This is a genomic window from Enterobacter sp. SGAir0187 (assembly GCF_002952735.2).
Lineage (GTDB): Bacteria > Pseudomonadota > Gammaproteobacteria > Enterobacterales > Enterobacteriaceae > Enterobacter > Enterobacter quasiroggenkampii.
Map to the genome: position 1 here is coordinate 4436540 of NZ_CP025034.2, position 21112 is coordinate 4457651.

Annotated in this window: 21 protein-coding genes; 13 read left to right on the forward strand and 8 right to left on the reverse strand. The window is 57.5% G+C overall.

Annotated elements, in window-relative coordinates; genetic code table 11:
- Positions 1–207 precede the first annotated feature (207 nt).
- From flhB to CWR52_RS21235, 5 genes are all read left to right on the forward strand, one after another.
- Entirely contained in the window at positions 208–1356 is a 1149-nt protein-coding gene (flhB, locus tag CWR52_RS21215) for a flagellar biosynthesis protein FlhB (protein WP_104950677.1), read from the forward strand.
- Positions 1349–3427, forward strand: coding sequence for a flagellar biosynthesis protein FlhA (flhA, locus tag CWR52_RS21220; RefSeq protein ID WP_045908197.1), 2079 nt, complete (start codon positions 1349–1351; stop codon positions 3425–3427). Before flhB ends, flhA begins: the two co-directional genes overlap by 8 nt.
- Positions 3427–3819 carry a flagellar protein FlhE gene (flhE, locus tag CWR52_RS21225; RefSeq protein WP_104950678.1) on the forward strand — a complete coding sequence of 131 codons (393 nt, stop codon included), beginning with the start codon at positions 3427–3429 and terminating at the stop codon, positions 3817–3819. Before flhA ends, flhE begins: the two co-directional genes overlap by 1 nt.
- A gap of 262 nt (positions 3820–4081) precedes the next feature.
- The gene (locus tag CWR52_RS21230) at positions 4082–5665 is read left to right on the forward strand and encodes an MFS transporter (protein WP_104950679.1); all 1584 of its coding nucleotides are present in this window, start codon (positions 4082–4084) and stop codon (positions 5663–5665) included.
- Between the two features lie 4 nt (positions 5666–5669).
- Positions 5670–6809 carry a glycoside hydrolase family 88/105 protein gene (locus tag CWR52_RS21235; RefSeq protein WP_104950958.1) on the forward strand — a complete coding sequence of 380 codons (1140 nt, stop codon included), beginning with the start codon at positions 5670–5672 and terminating at the stop codon, positions 6807–6809.
- Between the two features lie 76 nt (positions 6810–6885).
- On the opposite strand, the gene argS is transcribed toward CWR52_RS21235, so the two are convergent.
- Complete coding sequence (gene argS / locus CWR52_RS21240) at positions 6886–8619, reverse strand: arginine--tRNA ligase (RefSeq protein WP_008500436.1); 1734 nt, start codon at positions 8617–8619, stop codon at positions 6886–6888.
- 239 nt (positions 8620–8858) lie between these two features.
- Between argS and CWR52_RS21245 the strand changes: the two genes are divergently transcribed.
- Together CWR52_RS21245 and cutC are read left to right on the forward strand one after the other, a co-directional pair.
- On the forward strand, positions 8859–9428 hold the full coding sequence (locus CWR52_RS21245) for a VOC family protein (protein WP_069718983.1): 570 nt from the start codon (positions 8859–8861) through the stop codon (positions 9426–9428).
- A gap of 69 nt (positions 9429–9497) precedes the next feature.
- Positions 9498–10241: a copper homeostasis protein CutC gene (gene cutC, locus CWR52_RS21250; protein ID WP_104950680.1), complete on the forward strand. Its 744-nt coding sequence runs from the start codon at positions 9498–9500 to the stop codon at positions 10239–10241.
- 120 nt (positions 10242–10361) lie between these two features.
- Here the strand turns inward: cutC and cmoB are convergent, their stop codons facing one another.
- The 5 genes from cmoB to CWR52_RS21275 are packed head-to-tail and all read right to left on the reverse strand — an operon-like array spanning position 10362 to position 13942.
- Complete coding sequence (gene cmoB, locus CWR52_RS21255; protein ID WP_104950681.1) at positions 10362–11333, reverse strand: tRNA 5-methoxyuridine(34)/uridine 5-oxyacetic acid(34) synthase CmoB; 972 nt, start codon at positions 11331–11333, stop codon at positions 10362–10364.
- On the reverse strand, positions 11330–12073 hold the full coding sequence (cmoA, locus tag CWR52_RS21260) for a carboxy-S-adenosyl-L-methionine synthase CmoA (protein WP_104950682.1): 744 nt from the start codon (positions 12071–12073) through the stop codon (positions 11330–11332). The genes cmoB and cmoA overlap by 4 nt, the downstream gene beginning before the upstream one ends.
- Before the next feature lie 40 nt (positions 12074–12113).
- On the reverse strand, positions 12114–12509 hold the full coding sequence (locus CWR52_RS21265; protein ID WP_104950683.1) for an MAPEG family protein: 396 nt from the start codon (positions 12507–12509) through the stop codon (positions 12114–12116).
- A gap of 51 nt (positions 12510–12560) precedes the next feature.
- Positions 12561–13379 (reverse strand): DUF72 domain-containing protein, encoded by an 819-nt coding sequence (locus CWR52_RS21270; RefSeq protein WP_104950684.1) that lies wholly within the window; start codon positions 13377–13379, stop codon positions 12561–12563.
- Positions 13376–13942 carry a hydrolase gene (locus CWR52_RS21275; RefSeq protein WP_104950685.1) on the reverse strand — a complete coding sequence of 189 codons (567 nt, stop codon included), beginning with the start codon at positions 13940–13942 and terminating at the stop codon, positions 13376–13378. Before CWR52_RS21275 ends, CWR52_RS21270 begins: the two co-directional genes overlap by 4 nt.
- A gap of 263 nt (positions 13943–14205) precedes the next feature.
- Here CWR52_RS21275 and aspS point away from each other — a divergent pair, with 263 nt between their 5' ends.
- From aspS to ruvB, 6 genes are all read left to right on the forward strand, one after another.
- Positions 14206–15978, forward strand: coding sequence for an aspartate--tRNA ligase (aspS, locus tag CWR52_RS21280; RefSeq protein WP_104950686.1), 1773 nt, complete (start codon positions 14206–14208; stop codon positions 15976–15978).
- A 1-nt stretch (position 15979) separates the two neighbouring features.
- A complete protein-coding gene (gene nudB, locus CWR52_RS21285) occupies positions 15980–16423 on the forward strand; it encodes a dihydroneopterin triphosphate diphosphatase (RefSeq protein WP_104950687.1) in 444 nt (147 codons plus the stop codon).
- 27 nt (positions 16424–16450) lie between these two features.
- Positions 16451–17191 carry a YebC/PmpR family DNA-binding transcriptional regulator gene (locus CWR52_RS21290; protein WP_008500447.1) on the forward strand — a complete coding sequence of 247 codons (741 nt, stop codon included), beginning with the start codon at positions 16451–16453 and terminating at the stop codon, positions 17189–17191.
- A 34-nt stretch (positions 17192–17225) separates the two neighbouring features.
- Positions 17226–17747, forward strand: coding sequence for a crossover junction endodeoxyribonuclease RuvC (gene ruvC, locus CWR52_RS21295; protein WP_003859749.1), 522 nt, complete (start codon positions 17226–17228; stop codon positions 17745–17747).
- A gap of 80 nt (positions 17748–17827) precedes the next feature.
- Positions 17828–18442, forward strand: coding sequence for a Holliday junction branch migration protein RuvA (gene ruvA / locus CWR52_RS21300; protein ID WP_104950688.1), 615 nt, complete (start codon positions 17828–17830; stop codon positions 18440–18442).
- A gap of 8 nt (positions 18443–18450) precedes the next feature.
- Complete coding sequence (ruvB, locus tag CWR52_RS21305; RefSeq protein WP_008500449.1) at positions 18451–19461, forward strand: Holliday junction branch migration DNA helicase RuvB; 1011 nt, start codon at positions 18451–18453, stop codon at positions 19459–19461.
- Positions 19462–19520: 59 nt separating this feature from the next.
- Here ruvB and znuB read toward each other — a convergent pair whose 3' ends face one another.
- Both znuB and znuC read right to left on the reverse strand, forming a co-directional pair.
- Positions 19521–20306 carry a zinc ABC transporter permease subunit ZnuB gene (gene znuB / locus CWR52_RS21310; protein WP_104950689.1) on the reverse strand — a complete coding sequence of 262 codons (786 nt, stop codon included), beginning with the start codon at positions 20304–20306 and terminating at the stop codon, positions 19521–19523.
- The gene (znuC, locus tag CWR52_RS21315) at positions 20303–21058 is read right to left on the reverse strand and encodes a zinc ABC transporter ATP-binding protein ZnuC (protein ID WP_028018633.1); all 756 of its coding nucleotides are present in this window, start codon (positions 21056–21058) and stop codon (positions 20303–20305) included. The genes znuB and znuC overlap by 4 nt, the downstream gene beginning before the upstream one ends.
- Positions 21059–21112 lie beyond the last annotated feature (54 nt).

Sequence of the window (21112 nt, forward strand, 5' to 3'; positions counted from 1 at the left end):
TTTGCTTAATCCATTTTTAATAATTTTTCATCTCTGAAATGGCTGGCCAAAACCAAATTGAGCAATATTTAAACGGTTCTCTCCGCCGTTACCTGCGTACGTGGTCTCTAAAGTGATTAAAAAGGCCCGCTTATAGGGTCTTATCTGCCCATTGGCGATGTGGCGCCGTGGCATGATATCCGTGACTTAACAGGCCGGGCATGCACTGTGGCAGAAGAGAACGACGACAAAACGGAAGCCCCCACACCCCACCGACTTGAAAAGGCGCGTGAGGAAGGGCAAATCCCCCGATCCCGAGAATTGACCTCCCTGCTGATCCTTATCGTAGGGGTGTGCATTATCTGGTGGGGCGGGGAGTCGCTCGCCCGCAAGCTGGCGGGCATGCTCTCAACCGGCTTACGTTTTGACCACAGTATGGTCAACGATCCGAATCTGATCCTCATACAGATTATTCAGCTGATTAAAGGGGCCATGGTTGCGCTGCTGCCCCTGATTACCGGGGTTGTGCTGGTCGCGCTGGTCTCGCCGGTGATGCTCGGCGGTCTGGTCTTCAGCGCCAAATCGCTGCAGCCGAAATTTTCCAAACTGAATCCGCTGGCGGGCATTGCGAAAATGTTCTCTGCCCAGACCGGGGCCGAGCTACTCAAAGCCATTCTCAAATCGGTGCTGATGGGCAGCTCCGCGGGGTTTTACCTCTGGTACCACTGGCCGGAAATGATGCGTCTCATCAGCGAATCGCCTCTCACCGCGATGAGCAATGCCCTGAATCTGGTCGGACTCTGCGCGCTGCTGGTGGTGCTCAGCATTATCCCGATGGTGGGTTTTGACGTGATCTTCCAGCTCTATTCCCACTTCAAAAAGCTGCGGATGTCGCGTCAGGATATCCGTGACGAATACAAGCAGATGGAAGGCGACCCGCACGTGAAGGGGCGCATCCGCCAGATGCAGCGTGCTGCCGCCCGTCGCCGCATGATGGAAGATGTGCCGAAGGCCGATGTTATCGTCACCAACCCGACACACTATTCCGTTGCGCTGCGCTATGACGAAAACAAAATGAGCGCGCCGAAAGTGGTGGCGAAAGGGGCGGGGCTGATCGCTTTGCGTATCCGGGAAATTGGCACGGAACACCGCGTGCCGATCCTGGAAGCGCCTCCGCTGGCGCGTGCCCTGTACCGCCATGCGGATATTGGACAACAGATCCCGGGACAACTCTACGCCGCCGTGGCGGAAGTGCTGGCCTGGGTGTGGCAATTGAAGCGCTGGCGTCTGGCCGGCGGTCAACGGCCTGTGAAACCTGAGAACCTTCCGGTGCCTGCCGCGCTGGATTTTATGAACGAGAAGGACACTGATGGCTAATCTGGTGGCAATGTTGCGCCTGCCCGGCAACCTGAAATCGACCCAATGGCAGATCCTGGCCGGGCCGATTCTGATCCTGCTAATTCTGTCGATGATGGTACTGCCGCTCCCGGCGTTCATCCTCGACCTGCTTTTCACTTTCAATATCGCGCTGTCCATTATGGTGCTGCTGGTGGCGATGTTCACCCAGCGTACCCTGGAGTTCGCCGCGTTCCCGACCATTCTGCTGTTTACCACCCTGCTGCGCCTGGCGCTGAACGTGGCGTCCACGCGTATCATCCTGATGGAAGGTCACACCGGGGCGGCAGCGGCAGGTAAAGTGGTGGAAGCGTTCGGCCACTTCCTGGTGGGCGGTAATTTCGCTATCGGTATCGTGGTGTTTGTCATCCTCGTGATCATCAACTTTATGGTCATCACCAAAGGTGCAGGGCGTATTGCGGAAGTGGGCGCGCGCTTTGTGCTCGACGGGATGCCCGGCAAGCAGATGGCGATCGACGCCGATCTGAACGCCGGTCTTATCGCTGAAGATGAAGCCAAAAAGCGCCGTGCGGAAGTGACGCAGGAGGCGGACTTCTACGGCTCCATGGATGGTGCGAGTAAGTTTGTCCGCGGTGACGCCATCGCGGGCATTCTGATCATGGTGATTAACGTGGTTGGCGGCCTGCTGGTGGGCGTGTTGCAACACGGGATGGACATGGGCCACGCGGCGGAAAGCTATACGCTGCTGACCATCGGTGACGGCCTGGTCGCGCAGATCCCGGCGCTGGTGATTTCCACTGCGGCGGGTGTCATCGTGACCCGCGTGAGCACCGATCAGGACGTTGGCGAGCAGATGGTGGGCCAGCTGTTCAGTAACCCGCGCGTGATGCTGCTGGCCGCGGCGGTTCTCGGGTTGCTCGGCCTGGTGCCGGGTATGCCAAACCTCGTTTTCCTGCTGTTTACGGCGGCGCTGCTGGGTCTTGCCTGGTGGATGCGTGGCCGTGAAACCAAACCGGCAGCGGAACCTGTTCCGGTCAAAATGCCGGAGAATAACCAGGCCGTTGAAGCGACCTGGAACGACGTTCAGCTCGAAGATTCCCTGGGAATGGAAGTCGGGTATCGCCTGATCCCGATGGTCGATTTCCAGCAGGACGGCGAGCTGCTCGGCCGTATCCGCAGTATCCGTAAAAAATTCGCCCAGGACATGGGCTTCCTGCCGCCGGTGGTACACATCCGCGACAATATGGACCTGCCGCCCGCGCGCTATCGCATCCTGATGAAAGGCGTTGAAATCGGCAGCGGCGATGCCTATCCGGGCCGCTGGCTGGCGATTAACCCCGGCACCGCCGCAGGCACGCTGCCGGGTGAGCAAACTATCGACCCGGCCTTTGGTCTGGCCGCGATCTGGATTGAAAGCGCGCTGAAAGAGCAGGCGCAGATCCAGGGTTATACGGTTGTGGAAGCCAGTACCGTGGTGGCGACCCATCTTAATCACCTGATTGGGCAATTCTCGGCGGAGCTGTTTGGCCGTCAGGAAGCGCAGCAGCTGCTGGACCGCGTCACGCAGGAGATGCCGAAGCTGACGGAAGATCTGGTTCCGGGCGTGCTGACCTTAACCACGCTGCATAAGGTGCTGCAAAACCTGCTCGACGAGAAGGTGCCGATCCGCGATATGCGCACCATTCTTGAAACCCTTGCCGAGCATGCGCCGATACAAAGCGATCCGCACGAGCTGACGGCGGTGGTGCGCGTGGCGCTGGGACGGGCGATCACCCAGCAGTGGTTCCCGGGAACCGGGGAAGTGCAGGTGATCGGCCTCGATACGCCGCTTGAGCGTCTGCTGCTGCAGGCTCTGCAGGGCGGGGGCGGCCTGGAGCCGGGCCTGGCGGACCGTCTGCTGGCGCAAACCCAGGAGGCGCTGGCGCGTCAGGAGATGCTGGGGGCGCCGCCGGTGCTGCTGGTGAACCACGCGCTGCGTCCGCTGCTGTCGCGCTTCCTGCGTCGCAGCCTGAACCAGCTGGTCGTGCTGTCGAATCTGGAGCTGTCGGATAACCGCCATATCCGCATGACCGCGACGATTGGAGGAAAATAATGCGTAAATGGCTTTGGATGCTGTTCTTCCCGCTGGCGGCGCAGGCTGCCGGGGAAGGTACCTGGCAGGCGAGCAGCATGGGGGTGACCCTCAGCAACCGCGGTGTTGCCATGTCGTCTAACCCGCTGTCGCCTTCGGAAGAGGTTTCCGGTCAGATGGGCCTTGTGGTCTGGAACTACCGGCTGATTGGCCCTACGCCAGCGGGCTTGCGGGTGCGCCTCTGCTCTCAGACGCGCTGTACCGAAATCGACGGCGAAAATGGAACAACGCAGGCGTTCAACGGCGTGCCAGCTATTGAGCCTTTGCGTTTCATCTGGGAAGTGCCGGGCGGAGGACGTTTGATCCCGGCGCTGAAGGTGCAGAGCAATTCTGTCATCGTGAACTACCGCTAACACCCTGCCTTTTCACCAGCCATCAGGCAATTTTGATGGCTGGCTCTCAAAACTGACCTCGCCTTTTGATCAAAAAGAAACGCTGTTTTATAAATCAGTGACGCGCGTAACCATACTCTTTGTATTTTTGCCATTCCCCCTCTTTGCAATGGCAGAAACAGAAAGGTATCAACAAGCCGATGCAATTACTGTAGCCGTATTAAAGCTCCCGGACGAGGCTTGCTTGCAGGGAGTCTCCCAAAACTGATTAGGGTTGACGGCAATGAAAACACGTAAAATTGGACTCGCGAATTATCTTGCGTACGGATCAGGCGATTTCCTTGGGGCGGGTACCACCGCCCTGACGGCGGCCTGGCTTTTATATTTTTATACCACCTTCTGCGGGCTCTCACCGATCGAAGCAACGTTCATCTTTGCTGCGGCAAGGGTGCTGGATGCCGTAGTTAGCCCGTTAATGGGCTTTTTAACCGATAACTTTGGTACGACCTGGCTCGGTAAGCGCTTTGGCCGCCGTAAGTTCTTTATCCTGCTGGGTATTCCGTGCGTGTTCAGCTACTCGCTGATGTGGGTTGGGGACATGAGCTTCTGGTATTACCTGCTGACCTATCTGGTGTTTGATATTGTCTACACCATGATTCTGGTGCCGTACGAAACGCTGGTGCCGGAAATGACTGACGACTTCAAACAGAAAACGAAGTTCTCCGGTGCGCGCATCTCTATGGCGCAGATGTCCGCCATTCTGGCCTCCTTCCTGCCGGGGATCCTGTTGACCCACTTCGGGAAAGACAACGCGGTTTCTTTCTTCTACGCAAGCCTGGTCTTCTCTGTGCTCTGCGCACTGATGTTGACCTTCGTCTGGTGCTTCACCTGGGAGCGCCCGCGCGAAGAGTGGTCTGAAGCGGCGCTGCGTGCTGAAGAAGAGAAGAAGAAACTGACGCTGGGGCAGAGCCTCAACCGGCTGCTCGTTGAGTTAAGCTCCACGCTGCGCATCAAGATTTTCCGTCAGCATCTGGGCATGTACCTCGGCGGCTATATCGCGCAGGACGTGTTTAATGCGGTATTCACCTACTACGTGGTGTTCGTGCTGATGCAGGAAGCGTCAATGGCGTCCAGTCTGCTGGGCACGATGGCTATCTTCCAGTTCCTTGCGGTTATTGCCATGATCCCGCTGTGTATCCGCTTCGGGCCTGCACCGTCCTACCGCATGGTTGTGGTGCTGTTTGGCCTGGCGTCTCTCTCATACGCCGTACTCTATTATGCTGGCCTGAGCGACGTCTACGCTCTGCTGTTGCTGATCTCTGCGGTAGCAGGGCTGGGTCGTGGCGGTATCAATTACGTGCCATGGAATACCTACACCTACATCGCTGACGTGGATGAAGTGATCACCGGCCAGCGCCGCGAAGGGATTTTCGCGGGCATCATGACCCTGACCCGCAAGGCGTCGCAGGCCGGTGCGGTGATGCTGGTGGGCATCGTGATGCAGATGTCCGGCTTTGTCAGCGGTCAGAAAGTGCAGCCTGCGGAAGTGAGCCACACCATTTTGATGATTCTGAGCGTGGGCACCATCCTGGTGCTGTTCTGCGGCTTCCTTGTTTCCCTGCGCTTCAAACTCAACTTGCAAACCCACAGCACGCTGCGCGAGGAGACCGCGAAAATGCGTGAGAGTGGTCATGCGATGCCTGAGTCAGCGACGCCACACGCCCGCGCCACCGTCGAGATGCTGGCCGGTATGCCTTATGAGTCACTGTGGGGCAATAACAATATCGGTTATCTGAATCGCAATAAGCCAGCGGCACCTTCTCTCAAGGATCGCGCGGTACTGAATTCGACATACAACAGAGGTTAAGATGATGAAAGTTTGGCCTGTCAAACATAGCCCGTTATTACGTCAGCCAGAGCGCTTTATTGCCCGGGATGAGCTGAAATCGCTGATTCAAAAGGTGACGCATAATCTGGTCAATATCCGCGACAAAACGGGTGAATTTTTGCTGCGGCTGGACGACGGGCGCGTGATCGACACCAAAGGCTGGGCCGGATGGGAGTGGACGCACGGCGTCGGCCTGTATGGTATCTGGCAGTATTACTGCCAGACCGGCGACGAAGGTATGCGCGACATCATCGACAGCTGGTTTGCCGACCGTTTTGCGGAAGGCGCAACCACCAAAAACGTGAATACCATGTCGCCGTTCCTGACGCTCGCTTATCGTTACGAAGAGACCCAAAATCAGGCCTGGCTGCCGTGGCTGGAAAGCTGGGCGGAATGGGCGATGGCGGAGATGCCGCGCACTGAACACGGCGGGATGCAGCACATCACCCTGGCGGAAGAGAACCATCAGCAGATGTGGGACGACACGCTAATGATGACGGTGCTGCCGCTGGCGAAAATCGGTAAGCTGCTCAACAAACCGGAGTACGTTGAAGAGGCGGTGTATCAGTTCCTGCTGCACGTGCAGAATCTGATGGACCGGGAGACCGGACTGTGGTTCCACGGCTGGAGCTATGACGGTAATCATAACTTTGCCCGTGCCCGCTGGGCGCGCGGCAACAGCTGGCTCACCATCGTGATCCCGGACTTCCTCGAACTGGTGGATCTGCCGGAAAACAACGCTATGCGCCGCTACCTGGTGCAGGTATTGAACGCGCAGATTGCCGCGCTGGCGAAGTGTCAGGACGGGAGTGGTCTGTGGCACACGCTGCTTGACGATCCACATTCTTATCTTGAGGCATCCGCCACGGCAGGGTTTGCCTACGGCATTCTGAAAGCCGTGCGCAAGCGCTATGTTGGCGCGGAGTATGCCGAAGTGGCAGAAAAAGCAATTCGCGGTATCGTCAGGAATATCTCGCCGGAAGGCGAGCTGTTGCAAACGTCGTTCGGCACGGGCATGGGGAGCGATCTTGAGTTTTATCGTCAGATTCCGCTGACCTCAATGCCGTATGGGCAGGCGATGGCGATACTGTGTCTGACGGAGTATTTGCGGAAATACTTCTGAACCTGTGGATATCCCCGGTGGCGCTGCGTTTACCGGGGCTACAAAACAAAACCCGGCTTGCGCCGGGTTTTTTGCATTACATACGTTCTACGGTTTCGATACCCAGGGTATCCAGTCCCAGCTTCAGGGTCTTCGCCGTCAGTTGCGCCAGCTTCAGGCGGCTGTTGCGGACCGATTCATTCTCCGCGGAGAGAATAGGGCAGTGCTCGTAGAAGCCGGAGAACAGACCCGCCAGATCGTACAGGTAAGCGCACATCACGTGCGGCGTGCCGTCACGTGCGACCACGGTCAGCGTCTCTTCGAACTGCAGCAGACGCGCTGCCAGCTGTGCTTCACGATCTTCCGTGATGGTCACGGTGGCATTCGCCAGCACGCTTTCGTCGATATTGGCTTTGCGGAAGACCGACAGCACGCGGGTGTAAGCGTACTGCATGTATGGCGCGGTGTTGCCTTCAAACGCCAGCATGTTATCCCAGTCGAAGATGTAGTCGGTGGTACGGTTCTTGGAGAGATCCGCGTATTTCACCGCACCGATACCCACGGCGTTGGCCAGTTTTTCCAGCTCGTCGGCCGGCATGTCCGGATTCTTCTCAGCCACCAGACGACGGGCGCGTTCCAGCGCTTCGTCCAGCAGGTCGGACAGCTTCACGGTCCCGCCCGCACGGGTTTTGAACGGCTTGCCGTCTTTACCCAGCATCATGCCGAACATGTGGTGTTCCAGCGGAACGCTATCCGGCACGTAACCGGCTTTACGCACGATGGTCCACGCCTGCATCAGGTGCTGGTGCTGACGGGAGTCGATGTAGTACAGCACGCGGTCGGCATGCAGCGTTTCGTAACGGTATTTCGCACAGGCGATGTCGGTCGTGGTGTAGAGGTAGCCGCCATCCTTTTTCTGGATGATCACGCCCATCGGTTCGCCTTCCTTGTTTTTGTACTCATCAAGGAACACAACCGTTGCGCCTTCGCTCTCAACCGCCAGGTTTTTCGCTTTCAGGTCAGCCACAATGCCGGGCAGCATTGGGTTATACAGGCTTTCACCCATCACGTCGTCACGGGTCAGGGTGACGTTCAGACGGTTATAGGTCAGCTGGTTCTGAGACATGGTGATGTCAACCAGCTTGCGCCACATCTCGAGGAAGTATTGATCGCCGCCCTGCAGTTTTACCACGTAGCTGCGCGCGCGCTCGGCAAAGGCTTCGTCTTCGTCGTAGTGTTTTTTGGCTTCGCGATAGAACCCTTCCAGGTCCGCCAGCGCCATTTCACCCGCGTTTTCCTGCTGCTGTTTTTCCAGGTAAGCAATCAGCATCCCGAACTGGGTACCCCAGTCGCCCACGTGGTTCGCGCGGATCACCTTGTGGCCGAGGAACTCAAGGGTACGCACCGCGGCATCACCGATGATGGTGGAGCGCAGGTGGCCAACGTGCATCTCTTTCGCCACGTTCGGGGCAGAGTAGTCGATCACGACGGTCTGCGCTTCCGGCTGGGACACACCCAGACGATCGGATTTCAGCGCCGCGTCAACGTGGCTTGCCAGGAAGGCAGGCTCAAGGAAGATGTTGATAAAGCCCGGGCCGGCGATTTCGGTTTTGCTGGCAATACCGGCGAGATCCAGATGCGTCAGTACCTGCTCAGCGAGCTGTCGCGGCGGCATGCCCAGTTTTTTAGCCACTGCCATCACGCCATTAGCCTGATAGTCGCCAAACTGTACTTTTGCTGACTGACGAACCTGCGGTTCGCAATCCGCAGGCGCGCCTGCGGCAATCAGTGCCTGACTGACTTTTTCGGAGAGAAGAGCCTGAATATTCACCTGGATACCTTACTTTTTTGATGCGGGCTCACAACCACCCGCGCCAGTTAGAGAATTTAGGGCGGGAGTATACTGCAAATGCCTTCTGCCGTCAGCATCGCGGGGCCTGAAGATTGCTCAGAATCCAGGCTAAGAAGGTGTGCATAAACATGCAGTCATAAAAAGCGGGATTCTGCGGTTGGTCAAAACAGGGCAACAGAGTAAATTAGCGGCTTTGCGACACGAAAAGAGAGTGAATTATGGCGAACTGGCAATCCATTGACGAACTGCATGATATTTCCGCAGATTTACCGCGCTTCACCCAGGCGTTCACAGAACTTGCCACCCGTCTCGGCCTGGATATCGCGCCGCTTGAGGCCGATCACATCTCTTTGCGCTGCCATCAGAATGCGACCGCAGAACGCTGGCGTCGTGGGTTCGAACAGTGCGGCGAGTTACTGTCCGAGAACATCATTAACGGTCGGCCTATTTGCCTGTTCAGGCTGCGTGAGCCGGTGAACGTGGCCCACTGGCAATTCACCGTGGTTGAACTGCCGTGGCCGGGCGAGAAGCGCTATCCGCACGAAGGGTGGGAGCACATTGAGATTGTCCTGCCGGGTGAGCCGGAGACATTGAACGCGCGTGCGCTGGCCCTGTTAGCTGACGAAGGCTTAAGCCAGCCAGGGATTTTTGTGAAGACCAGTTCACCCAAAGGTGAGCGCGAGCGATTACCCAATCCGACGCTGGCCGTCACGGACGGAAAGGTCACGGTGAAGTTTCATCCCTGGACCATTGAGCAGATCGTTGCCAGTGAAGCGCAAGAGATGTGAGTTCACGCCGGGACTGAAAGCGGACGGCATGTCATGATGGCCCGTTTGGTGGGAGTAAAGGAGGATTAAATGGCGCTGCTGGAGATTTGCTGTTACAGCGTGGAGTGCGCCGTCACCGCGCAAAGTTACGGGGCTGACCGCATTGAACTGTGCGCGGCACCCAAAGAGGGCGGGCTGACGCCTTCTTACGGCGTGCTGAAGGCCGCCCGTCAGGCCGTCACGATTCCCGTTCACCCAATTATTCGTCCGCGCGGCGGTGATTTTTGTTACACGGCGGGCGAGTTCGGTGCCATGCTTGATGATATCGCCCTCGTACGTGACCTGGGGTTCCCGGGACTGGTCACCGGCCTGCTGGATGAAGACGGCAATATTGACCTCCCGCGCATGCGTCAGGTCATGAGCGCTGCGCAGGGGCTCGCCGTCACTTTTCATCGGGCATTTGATATGTGTAAAGATCCGCTTCAGGCCTTTGAAACGCTTGGAGAACTTGGCGTGGCGCGCATTCTGACATCGGGTCAACAGTCGTCCGCTGAAAAAGGACTGCAATTAATTACGGAACTAAAAGCACATTCCGGTGTTCCAATAATAATGGCGGGGGCGGGAGTCCGTGCCAGCAATCTGGAACTGTTTTTAAACGCCGGGGTAAAAGAGCTGCACAGCTCGGCAGGCAAATGGATGCCGTCACCCATGCGTTATCGCAATACAGGATTGTCTATGTCGACGGATGCTGAAGCGGATGAGTATTCACGCTACGGTGTCGAGGGAGAGTCGGTTGCGGAAATGAAGTCGCTGATTGAGCGCCATCACGTGTAGCAACGTACCGATTTTTACCGCGCATCATGTCGCCCAATATGATGCTTGCTTGTACCAGGCCCCTGCAATTTCAACAGGGGCCTTTTTTTATCCCCCCACCCCACGGGGGAGAGGGAAAAACTACGGCTTGGTCGCAATCAGCACCGCACGCATCGGGGCCGGATAGCCTTCGATGGTTTTGCTGTGGTCGGCCGGGTCGAGGAACTGCTCCAGCGATTCGGTGATCATCCAGTCGGTGCGGCGCTGTTCCTCGAGAGAGGTCACGCTGACATCGGCTATCCGCACATCCACAAACCCGCACTTTTCCAGCCAGTTCTTCAGTGCCAGCGCGGAAGGGATAAAGTAAACGTTGCGCATCTGCGCGTAGCGATCGCCCGGCACCAGAACGGCATGTTCATCGCCTTTGATGACCAGTGTTTCCAGCACCAGCTCGCCGCCGCTGACCAGCTGATCTTTCAGTTGCCACAGGTGCTCCAGCGGGGAACGGCGGTGGTACAGCACGCCCATGGAGAACACGGTATCAAACGCTTTCAGAGCGGGCAGTTGTTCAATACCCAGCGGCAGCAGGTGGGCGCGCTGGTCGTTACCCAGCAGCTTACGTACCGCTTCAAACTGGCACAGGAACAGCTGCATCGGGTCAATACCCACCGCCAGATGCGCGCCCGCGCCAATCATGCGCCACATGTGGTAACCGCTGCCGCAGCCCACGTCCAGAATGGTGCGCCCGGTCAGGTCGGAAAGGTGGGGCAGAACGCGATCCCATTTCCAGTCTGAGCGCCATTCGGTATTGATATTCACGCCGTACAGCGAGAACGGCCCTTTGCGCCACGGCATCAGGTTGCGCATCAGCGTTTCAATACGGTTGATCTGTCCTGGCGGAAGCGGTTCTTCACTCTCTGCGGTGACGCTGTGCAGGAGATCCAGACGATGCGGGGTCAGCTCGGGCAGAAACTCCACCGCATTCGCCCACTGCTTTAACAGACCGTGCTGCTGGTCCCGCTGCCAGGCGGCAATCTGCGCAGGTAGCGTCTCAAGCCAGTGTGAGAGCTGATTTTTGGCAATCAACTGATAGAAGTTACTGAACTCGATCATGCCGGTTTCCCCGCTTTTAGCGCCACCAGCGAACCAAAGTTGAAGCACTGGAACCACAGTTCGCTATGCTCAAATCCGGCCTGACGCAGGCGCGCCTTGTGGGTTTCTACGGAGTCCGTCAGCATCACGTTTTCGAGCATGCTGCGCTTCTGGCTGATCTCCAGCTCGCTGTAGCCGTTCGCACGCTTGAAATCGTGGTGCATATTGAACAGCAGCTCGCCAACCTCGGCATCTTCAAAGCTGAATTTCTCTGAGAGCACCAGCGCGCCGCCAGGATTCAGCCCTTTATAAATTTTGTCCAGCAGCAGCTGGCGGTCTTCCGGCACCAGGAACTGCAGCGTGAAATTCAGCACCACCATCGAGGCGTTAGTGATCTCAATATTGCGGATATCACCTTCCACCACGTCCACTGGCACAGGGGCTTTGTAGGCGTCAATATGGCGACGGCAGCGTTCAACCATGGCCGGGGAGTTATCGACGGCTATGATTCGGCAGCCTTCGTGGTGAACGTTACGACGAACCGACAGCGTTGCCGCGCCGAGCGAGCAGCCCAGGTCATAGACCTGCGTGCCGGGTTGAACGAAGCGCTCAGCCAGCATGCCGATCATAGAGATAATATTGGAATAACCGGGAACAGAGCGCTGGATCATATCCGGGAAGACTTCGGCTACCCGTTCATCGAAGGTCCAGTCGCCCAGGCTGGCGATAGGCGCGGAAAAAAGCGTGTCGCGATCTGACATAACGTAAAAATCCGGGAAAAATAAAGTGGCGTATTGTGCGCTAATGGAGGGAGAAAACCAACTCCCACGGCATATACCACAGGTTAGCCAGCACCATCAGCAAAAGCGAACACCAGGTCGCACTCATGCCGGAACGACGCCAGCGGATTAAGCGGTGGTGAAAACCGTAATAGTGCATCAGGCGGCCAGCAATAAGAAGCAGGCCACAGAGGTGCACCATCCAGGTTTCTGCGCCATTCATCTCCATAAACAGCAGCAGGATTAAGGCCGCGGGGATGTATTCGACCGCATTGCCGTGAATGCGGATTGCGCTTTGCAGCTCGGAAAATCCGCCGTCACCGTAGGAGACGCGGTAGAGCGTTCTGAGGCGCACAACATCAAATGAAAATTTAATCAGCAGTAATGCACCCAACACCGCATACAGCGCGCTGACCATACAAACTCCCTGTTTTTGGCAGATGGCACTTCACTATGATAGGGGGTGATATCAGAAAAGAGAAGATTGTTGTGGGATGGAAGGGGCGCTGCCCACGGACGGCACCGCAGTTTGCAAGGCCTGCCACAGAGCATCGACCAGTTCGGGAGCCTGGGCAATATCCGGCGTGTGCAAAAAGAGATACGGCGTGGTGGTGTGTTCCCACGAGGCCAGTTTTTCCAGCCAGACGGCGAACAGCGCCTCGTTTTGCGGCATGTTATCGCTGCCGATAAACCTGACCATGGGGTTCTGCGCGGTCACCACAGCATGAACGGGCACTTTTGGCTTTTTACGCTGCGCCTCAATGATGGCCTCACTGTGCGGTATCGCGCTGTGCACCGGACGGCTATCGAGGATCACCCGGTTAACGGAACGCTCGAGAAGGCCGCGGTTGAGCGCTTTTTCTGCTTCGCCCTTCGCAAAGAAGTCCTGGTGTCGAACTTCCACGCCGTAAGTAAACTCCCGGGGCAGGGCGTCCAGAAACGTCCACAGTGCGGGCAGGTCGCGCGGGCCAAAGACGGCCGGAAGCTGTAGCCAGTACTGGCCAATGCGGTTTGCCAGAGGCGCCATCCGGGCAAAGAATTCGTCGGTCAACTCACCGCAGTTTCGCAGCGCGGCCTGGTGAGAAATGGTCGCCGGAAACTTGAAGCAGAAGCGGAAGTCGTCGGTCGTTTGTTCCCGCCAGCGCGCAACAATCTCGGCTTTCGGGAGCGCATAGAGGGTAGTGTTACCCTCGACGCAGTTGAAGTGTCGGGCATACTCTTCAAGGCTGGTGATACCAAGGCGCACCCATTTCGGGTGCGACCACTGGGGTAAACCGACATACATCATAGCGCGCTGACAATCTCATCCGTGCTGCGCACGCGGCCGATGCGCGGGAAGATGTGGGTCATGCTGCCCTGGTGCTGTTCCGCGGAGGCCGCGCTGCAGGCATCTTCGGCGATCACCAGATTAAAACCGAGCTCCCACGCGTTGCGGGCAGTCGACTCCACGCCGATGTTGGTGGAAATACCGCACAGGATAATGGTGTCAATGCCGCGACGGCGGAGCTGCAGCTCAAGATCGGTGCCGTAGAAGGCACCCCACTGGAGTTTGGTGACTTCGATGTCGCTGTCGCGTTTGCCAAGCGAGACCGGGTACGTCCACCAGTTTTCCGGCAGGGCACGGGCGGGTGCCTGCGCATCAACAGGCTGTTTTAACGCTTCGGCGTAATCCGCAGACCAGCCGACGCGCACCATGACGACCGGGGCACCGCTGGCGCGGCATTTTTCCGCCAGGCGGGCGGCGCGGCTGACTACATCGTCCGCGGTATGCGGGCCACCGGCGAAGGGCAAAATGCCTTCCTGTAAATCAATGACTACAAGCGCGGTTTTTCTGGCATCAAGGGTTAACATCGTTACTCCCGTTAAATGAATCACTTCCAGACACCATACGACGTGATGGCCTGTTATTGGTCGCATAATTTTGTTAATTTTTGTGAGAATGCGCAATAAGAGTGCAGCAAACGACCGCCTGGCCGTGGTTCGCTCTTATCGTCCGGCGGAATTTCCAGTATAATAGCCGCCTTTTTTCATCCAGTTGTGACATACAGAAAGCTGCGACATAGTAGCCTGCATACCAGGCGACATTTAGCCTGCGGCTAATTAAGGGATATCTCATGCGTACAGAATATTGCGGGCAGCTGCGTCAGTCCCACGTCGGACAGCAGGTCACCCTGTGTGGTTGGGTCAATCGTCGTCGTGATCTTGGTAGCCTTATCTTCATCGATATGCGCGACCGCGAAGGTATCGTTCAGGTGTTCTTCGATCCGGATCGCGCAGATGCGTTGAAGCTGGCCTCTGAGCTGCGTAATGAGTTCTGCATTCAGGTCACCGGCACCGTACGTGCGCGTGACGAGAAAAACGTTAACGCCGACATGGCGACGGGTGCCATTGAAGTACTGGCGTCCGATCTGACGATCATCAACCGTGCTGAAGCGCTGCCGCTGGACTCCAACCACGTCAACACCGAAGAAGCGCGTCTGAAATACCGCTACCTGGATCTGCGTCGCCCGGAAATGGCTCAGCGCCTGAAAACCCGCGCGAAAATCACCAGCCTGGTGCGTCGCTTTATGGATGACCACGGTTTCCTGGATATCGAAACCCCGATGCTGACCAAAGCCACGCCGGAAGGCGCGCGCGATTACCTGGTGCCATCCCGCGTTCATAAAGGCAAATTCTACGCGCTGCCGCAGTCTCCACAGCTGTTCAAACAGCTGCTGATGATGTCCGGATTCGATCGCTACTATCAGATCGTGAAATGCTTCCGCGACGAAGACCTGCGTGCTGACCGCCAGCCTGAATTTACCCAGATCGATGTGGAAACCTCCTTCATGACCGCCGAGCAGGTGCGTGAAGTGATGGAAGCCCTGGTGCGTAGCCTGTGGAATGACGTGAAAGGCGTTGAGCTGGGCGATTTCCCAATCATGACCTTCGCGGAAGCCGAGCGTCGCTATGGCTCTGACAAACCAGACCTGCGTAACCCAATGGAGCTGGTGGACGTAGCGGATCTGGTTAAAAACGTGGAGTTCGCGGTATTCGCGGGCCCGGCTAACGACGCCAAAGGCCGCGTAGCAGCGCTGCGTGTACCGGGCGGCGCGGCTCTGAGCCGTAAGCAGATCGACGACTACGGTAGCTTCATCAAGATCTACGGCGCGAAAGGTCTGGCCTATATTAAAGTGACCGAGCGTGCGAAAGGTCTTGAAGGGATCACCAGCCCGGTCGCGAAATTCCTGAACGCAGACATCGTGGAAGCGATCCTGGAGCGCACCGGCGCGCAGGACGGCGACATGATCTTCTTCGGTGCAGACAACAAGAAAGTCGTTGCGGATGCGATGGGTGCGCTGCGTCTGAAGCTCGGCAAAGACCTGAATCTGACCGACGAGAGCAAATGGGCGCCGCTGTGGGTTATCGACTTCCCAATGTTTGAAGACGACGGTGAAGGTGGCCTGACCGCGATGCACCACCCGTTCACCTCGCCTAAAGAGATGACGGCGGCAGAGCTGAAAGCGGCACCGGAAGAGGCGGTCGCCAACGCCTACGATATGGTCATTAACGGCTACGAAGTGGGCGGCGGTTCCGTGCGTATTCACAGCGGTGAAATGCAGCAGACCGTGTTCGGCATCCTGGGCATCAACGAGCAGGAGCAGCGCGAGAAGTTCGGCTTCCTGCTGGACGCGCTGAAATACGGTACGCCTCCGCACGCGGGTCTGGCTTTCGGTCTTGACCGTCTGACCATGCTGCTGACCGGCACCGATAACATCCGTGATGTGATCGCCTTCCCGAAAACCACTGCCGCCGCGTGTCTGATGACCGAAGCGCCAAGCTTTGCCAACCCGGCCGCACTGGCTGAGCTGGGCATTGAGGTGGTGAAGAAGGAAGAGAAAAACTGATATGACATATAAGCTCCCCGTTTCGGTCCTGGTGGTCATTTATGCAGAAGACACGAAGCGGGTGCTGATGTTGCAGCGGCGCGATGACCCTGAATTCTGGCAGTCAGTTACCGGCAGTCTGGAAGAGGGGGAAACCGCGTTGCAGGCCGCCGCGCGCGAAGTAAAGGAAGAGGTCGCCATTGACGTTGCCCGCGAGCAACTGACCCTGAAGGACTGTCAGCGCACGGTGGAGTTTGAAATTTTTAGCCATTTACGTCATCGCTACGCGCCGGGTACCGAGCGCAATACGGAATCGTGGTTCTGTCTCGCGCTCCCCCATGAACGGGAGATCGTGTTTACCGAACACCTGACCTACCGCTGGGTGAATGCGGCGGATGCCGCCGCACTGACCAAGTCGTGGAGCAACCGGCAGGCGATTGAAGAATTTGTAATTAACGCAGCCTGAAAAGGCGCGATTTTTGGAGAACTTTTTATGGCAGGTCATAGTAAGTGGGCCAACACCAAACACCGCAAAGCGGCACAGGATGCCAAGCGCGGTAAGATCTTTACCAAAATCATTCGCGAGCTGGTGACGGCAGCGCGTCTGGGCGGCGGTGACCCGGCTTCTAACCCGCGTCTGCGCGCGGCGGTGGATAAAGCGCTGTCCAACAACATGACGCGTGACACCCTGAACCGTGCTATCGCACGTGGCGTGGGCGGCGATGAAGACGCGAACATGGAAACCATCATCTATGAAGGTTACGGTCCTGGCGGTACGGCGGTAATGGTTGAGTGCCTGTCCGACAACCGTAACCGTACCGTTGCGGAAGTGCGCCACGCGTTCACCAAAACCGGTGGCAACCTGGGCACTGACGGTTCCGTTGCGTACCTGTTCAGCAAAAAAGGCGTCATCTCTTTCGAGAAAGGCGACGAAGATGCGATCATGGAAGCAGCGCTCGAAGCCGGTGCGGAAGACGTGGTGACCTTTGACGACGGTGCTATCGACGTTTACACCGCGTGGGAAGAGATGGGTGCCGTGCGCGATGCGCTGGAAGCGGCTGGCCTGAAAGCGGACAACGCTGAAGTCTCCATGATCCCGTCCACCAAAGCGGACATGGATGCGGAAACTGCACCAAAACTGCTGCGTCTGATCGACATGCTCGAAGACTGCGACGACGTGCAGGAAGTGTACCACAACGGTGAAATCTCTGATGAGGTTGCAGCGACTCTCTGATGAGAGCGTGTAGATCCGTTACAGGAGACGCGTGATGTCGATTATTCTCGGGATTGACCCAGGCTCACGCGTCACCGGGTATGGCGTTATCCGCCAGGTGGGACGCCAGTTAACCTACCTCGGCAGCGGCTGTATTCGCACCAAAGTGGATGATCTGCCGTCGCGCCTGAAGCTCATTTATGCGGGCGTGTCGGAGATTATCACCCAGTTTCAGCCGGACTATTTCGCTATCGAGCAGGTCTTTATGGCGAAAAACGCCGATTCGGCGCTAAAGCTCGGTCAGGCGCGCGGAGTGGCCATCGTGGCTGCGGTAAACCAGGATTTGCCGGTATTTGAATACGCGGCACGTCAGGTCAAGCAGACGGTGGTGGGCATCGGTAGCGCGGAGAAAAGTCAGGTGCAGCACATGGTGCGTACCCTGCTGAAGCTCCCTGCAAACCCGCAGGCTGACGCCGCGGATGCGCTGGCGATTGCGATTACCCACTGTCATGTCAGCCAGAACGCGATGCAAATGAGCGAGTCGCGGCTCAATCTGGCGCGAGGCAGGTTACGATAATGACAAATCAGGCTGGATGTTTATCCAGCCTTTTTTTATTATGTCGGCAGTTAATTTCTTCCAGAACGCAGGAGCGTCACGTGATAGGCAGACTCAGAGGCATCATCATTGAAAAACAACCCCCGTTAGTGCTGCTGGAAGTGGGTGGCGTGGGCTATGAAGTCCATATGCCGATGACCTGCTTCTACGAGCTGCCGGACGCGGGCAAAGAGGCGATCGTCTTTACTCAGTTTGTGGTGCGTGAAGATGCTCAGCTGCTGTACGGCTTCAACAACAAACAGGAACGCACGCTGTTCCGCGAGCTGATTAAAACCAACGGCGTCGGGCCAAAGCTGGCGCTGGCGATCTTATCCGGCATGTCAGCGTCACAGTTTGTGAATGCCGTTGAGCGTGAAGATCCTGCGGCGCTGATTAAGCTTCCTGGTATTGGTAAGAAAACGGCAGAGCGCCTGATTGTCGAGATGAAAGACCGCTTCAAAGGCCTGCATGGCGATCTCTTCACGCCGGCGGCCGATCTGGTGCTGACCTCCCCAGGCGCGCCTGCGACGGATGATGACGCCGAGCAGGAAGCGGTTGCCGCGCTGGTGGCGCTGGGCTATAAACCTCAGGAGGCCAGCCGCATGGTAAGTAAAATTGCCAAACCGGATGCCAGCAGTGAAACCCTGATTCGTGAAGCGCTGCGCGCTGCATTGTGAGGTAAAGGATGATTGAAGCAGACCGCCTGGTTTCGGCAGGCACTGTTCAGGCAGAGGATGTGGTGGATCGCGCGATTCGCCCAAAACTGCTTGATGAGTACATTGGCCAGCCACAGGTTCGTTCCCAGATGGAGATTTTTATCCAGGCGGCAAAACTGCGCGGCGATGCGCTCGATCACCTGCTGATTTTTGGCCCTCCGGGGTTGGGCAAAACCACGCTGGCGAATATCGTCGCTAATGAAATGGGCGTTAACCTGCGCACCACCTCCGGCCCGGTGCTGGAGAAGGCGGGCGATTTGGCGGCTATGCTGACCAACCTCGAGCCGCATGACGTACTGTTTATCGATGAGATCCACCGTCTGTCACCGGTGGTGGAAGAGGTGCTCTATCCGGCGATGGAAGATTATCAGCTGGATATCATGATTGGTGAAGGTCCGGCTGCGCGCTCCATCAAAATCGATCTGCCGCCGTTTACCCTGATAGGCGCAACGACGCGAGCCGGGTCGTTGACCTCTCCACTGCGCGACCGCTTCGGTATCGTGCAGCGTCTGGAGTTTTACCAGGTGGCCGACCTCCAGCACATCGTTGGCCGCAGCGCCCGCTATATGGGGCTGGAGATGAGCGAAGAGGGGGCGTTTGAAGTGGCGAAGCGTTCCCGCGGTACGCCGCGTATTGCCAACCGCCTGCTGCGCCGCGTGCGTGACTTTGCTGAGGTGAAGCACAACGGTTCGATCTCCGCAGAGATCGCTGCGCAGGCGCTGGATATGCTGAACGTCGATGCCGAAGGTTTTGACTACATGGACCGCAAGTTGCTGCTGGCGGTGCTGGACAAGTTCTTTGGTGGCCCGGTCGGGCTGGATAACCTGGCGGCGGCAATCGGGGAGGAGCGTGAAACCATTGAGGATGTGCTTGAACCGTATCTGATCCAGCAGGGCTTCCTGCAGCGCACACCGCGTGGCCGCATGGCGACGGTGCGGGCGTGGAATCATTTCGGCATTACGCCACCGGCAATGCCGTAATGCATTGTTCCCTCTCCCTGTGGGAGAGGGCCAGGGTGAGGGCATCAGCGCCCTCGATGTTAATTTGCGGTCTTCTTCATCATACTGAAGATAAACAGCACCGCCGCACTCAGCACCACGGACGGCCCTGCAGGCGTGTCATAGAACGCCGAGAAGGTGAGTCCACCCGTTACCGCAATCATTCCGACAATCACGGCCACACCGGCCATCTGCTCCGGCGTACGGGCAAAACGACGCGCCGTAGCCGCAGGGATGATCAGCAGTGACGTAATAATCAGCGCCCCGACAAACTTCATCGCCACGCCAATGGTTAACGCCGTTACCAGCATCAGCAGCAGCTTAACGCGCTGCAGCTTCACGCCGTCGACAAACGCCAGGTCCGGGCTGACGGTCATGGCCAGCAGGTTACGCCACTGCCAGAGCAGAATGCCGAGCACCACCACAACGCCAATCGCGATTGCGATGAGATCGTCTGGCGTGACGGCCAGCAGGTCACCGAACAGGTAAGCCATCAGATCCACACGGATATTCGACATCAGGCTGACCACCACCAGGCCCAGCGACAGGGCACTGTGCGCCATGATGCCAAGCAGGGTATCGATGGCGAGGTGAGGGCGCTTTTCCAGCCAGACCAGACCGGCCGCCAGCAGCAGCGTGACCACAATCACCGCGTAGAAGGGGTTTACATCCAGCAGCAGACCAAAGGCAACGCCCAGCAGGGACGCGTGCGCCAGGGTATCACCGAAGTAAGACATTCTGCGCCACACCACAAACGAGCCGAGCGGGCCCGCGGCGCAGGCAAGCATAATCCCGGCCAGCCAGCCGGGCAGTAACAGTTCAATCATGAGTGTCCATTTCCCCGACGCAGAACGATTCGTCCCTGTAAATCATGGCGATGATTATGATGATGGCGATAGATGCCCAGCTGTTCAGCGCCGCGAGGGCCGAACATGGAAATAAATTCCGGATGCATGGAGACCACTTCTGGCGTGCCGGAGCAGCAGATATGGTGGTTGAGACACAGCACTTCGTCAGTCTTTGCCATCACCAGATGGAGATCGTGAGACACCATCAGCACTGCGCAATCAAGCTCTCGACGTAGCTGGTCGATCAAATCATAAAGCGCAACCTGACCATTCACATCCACACCCTGCGTCGGCTCATCCAGTACCAGCAGCTGCGGGCTGCTGAGCAACGCGCGGGCAAGTAAAACGCGCTGCGTTTCTCCACCGGACAGTTTTTGCAGCGGCGCATCGACAAGATGGCCCGCCTGCACGCGCTTCAGCGCCGGGAGAATATCGGCTTTACGTGTGCCGGGACGCAGGCGCAGGAAACGGCTCACCGTCAGCGGCAGTGTGGCGTCGAGGTGCAGTTTTTGCGGCACATAGCCGATGCGCAATTTTTCCTCGCGCGTGATCACGCCTTCATCGGGTGCGACCAGACCCAGCACCACGCGCACCAGAGTGGATTTGCCTGCGCCATTGGGGCCGAGCAGCGTCAGAATTTTGCCGGGCTTCAGATCGAGCGACACGTCAGAGAGGACGCGGCGCTGGCCAAATGAGACCGAAATATTTTCAAGGGAAACCAATGTCGTCATGTCATTTTAAGCTTGAAGAAGTCAACGAATGTTATAATATCACATTCCACGCAT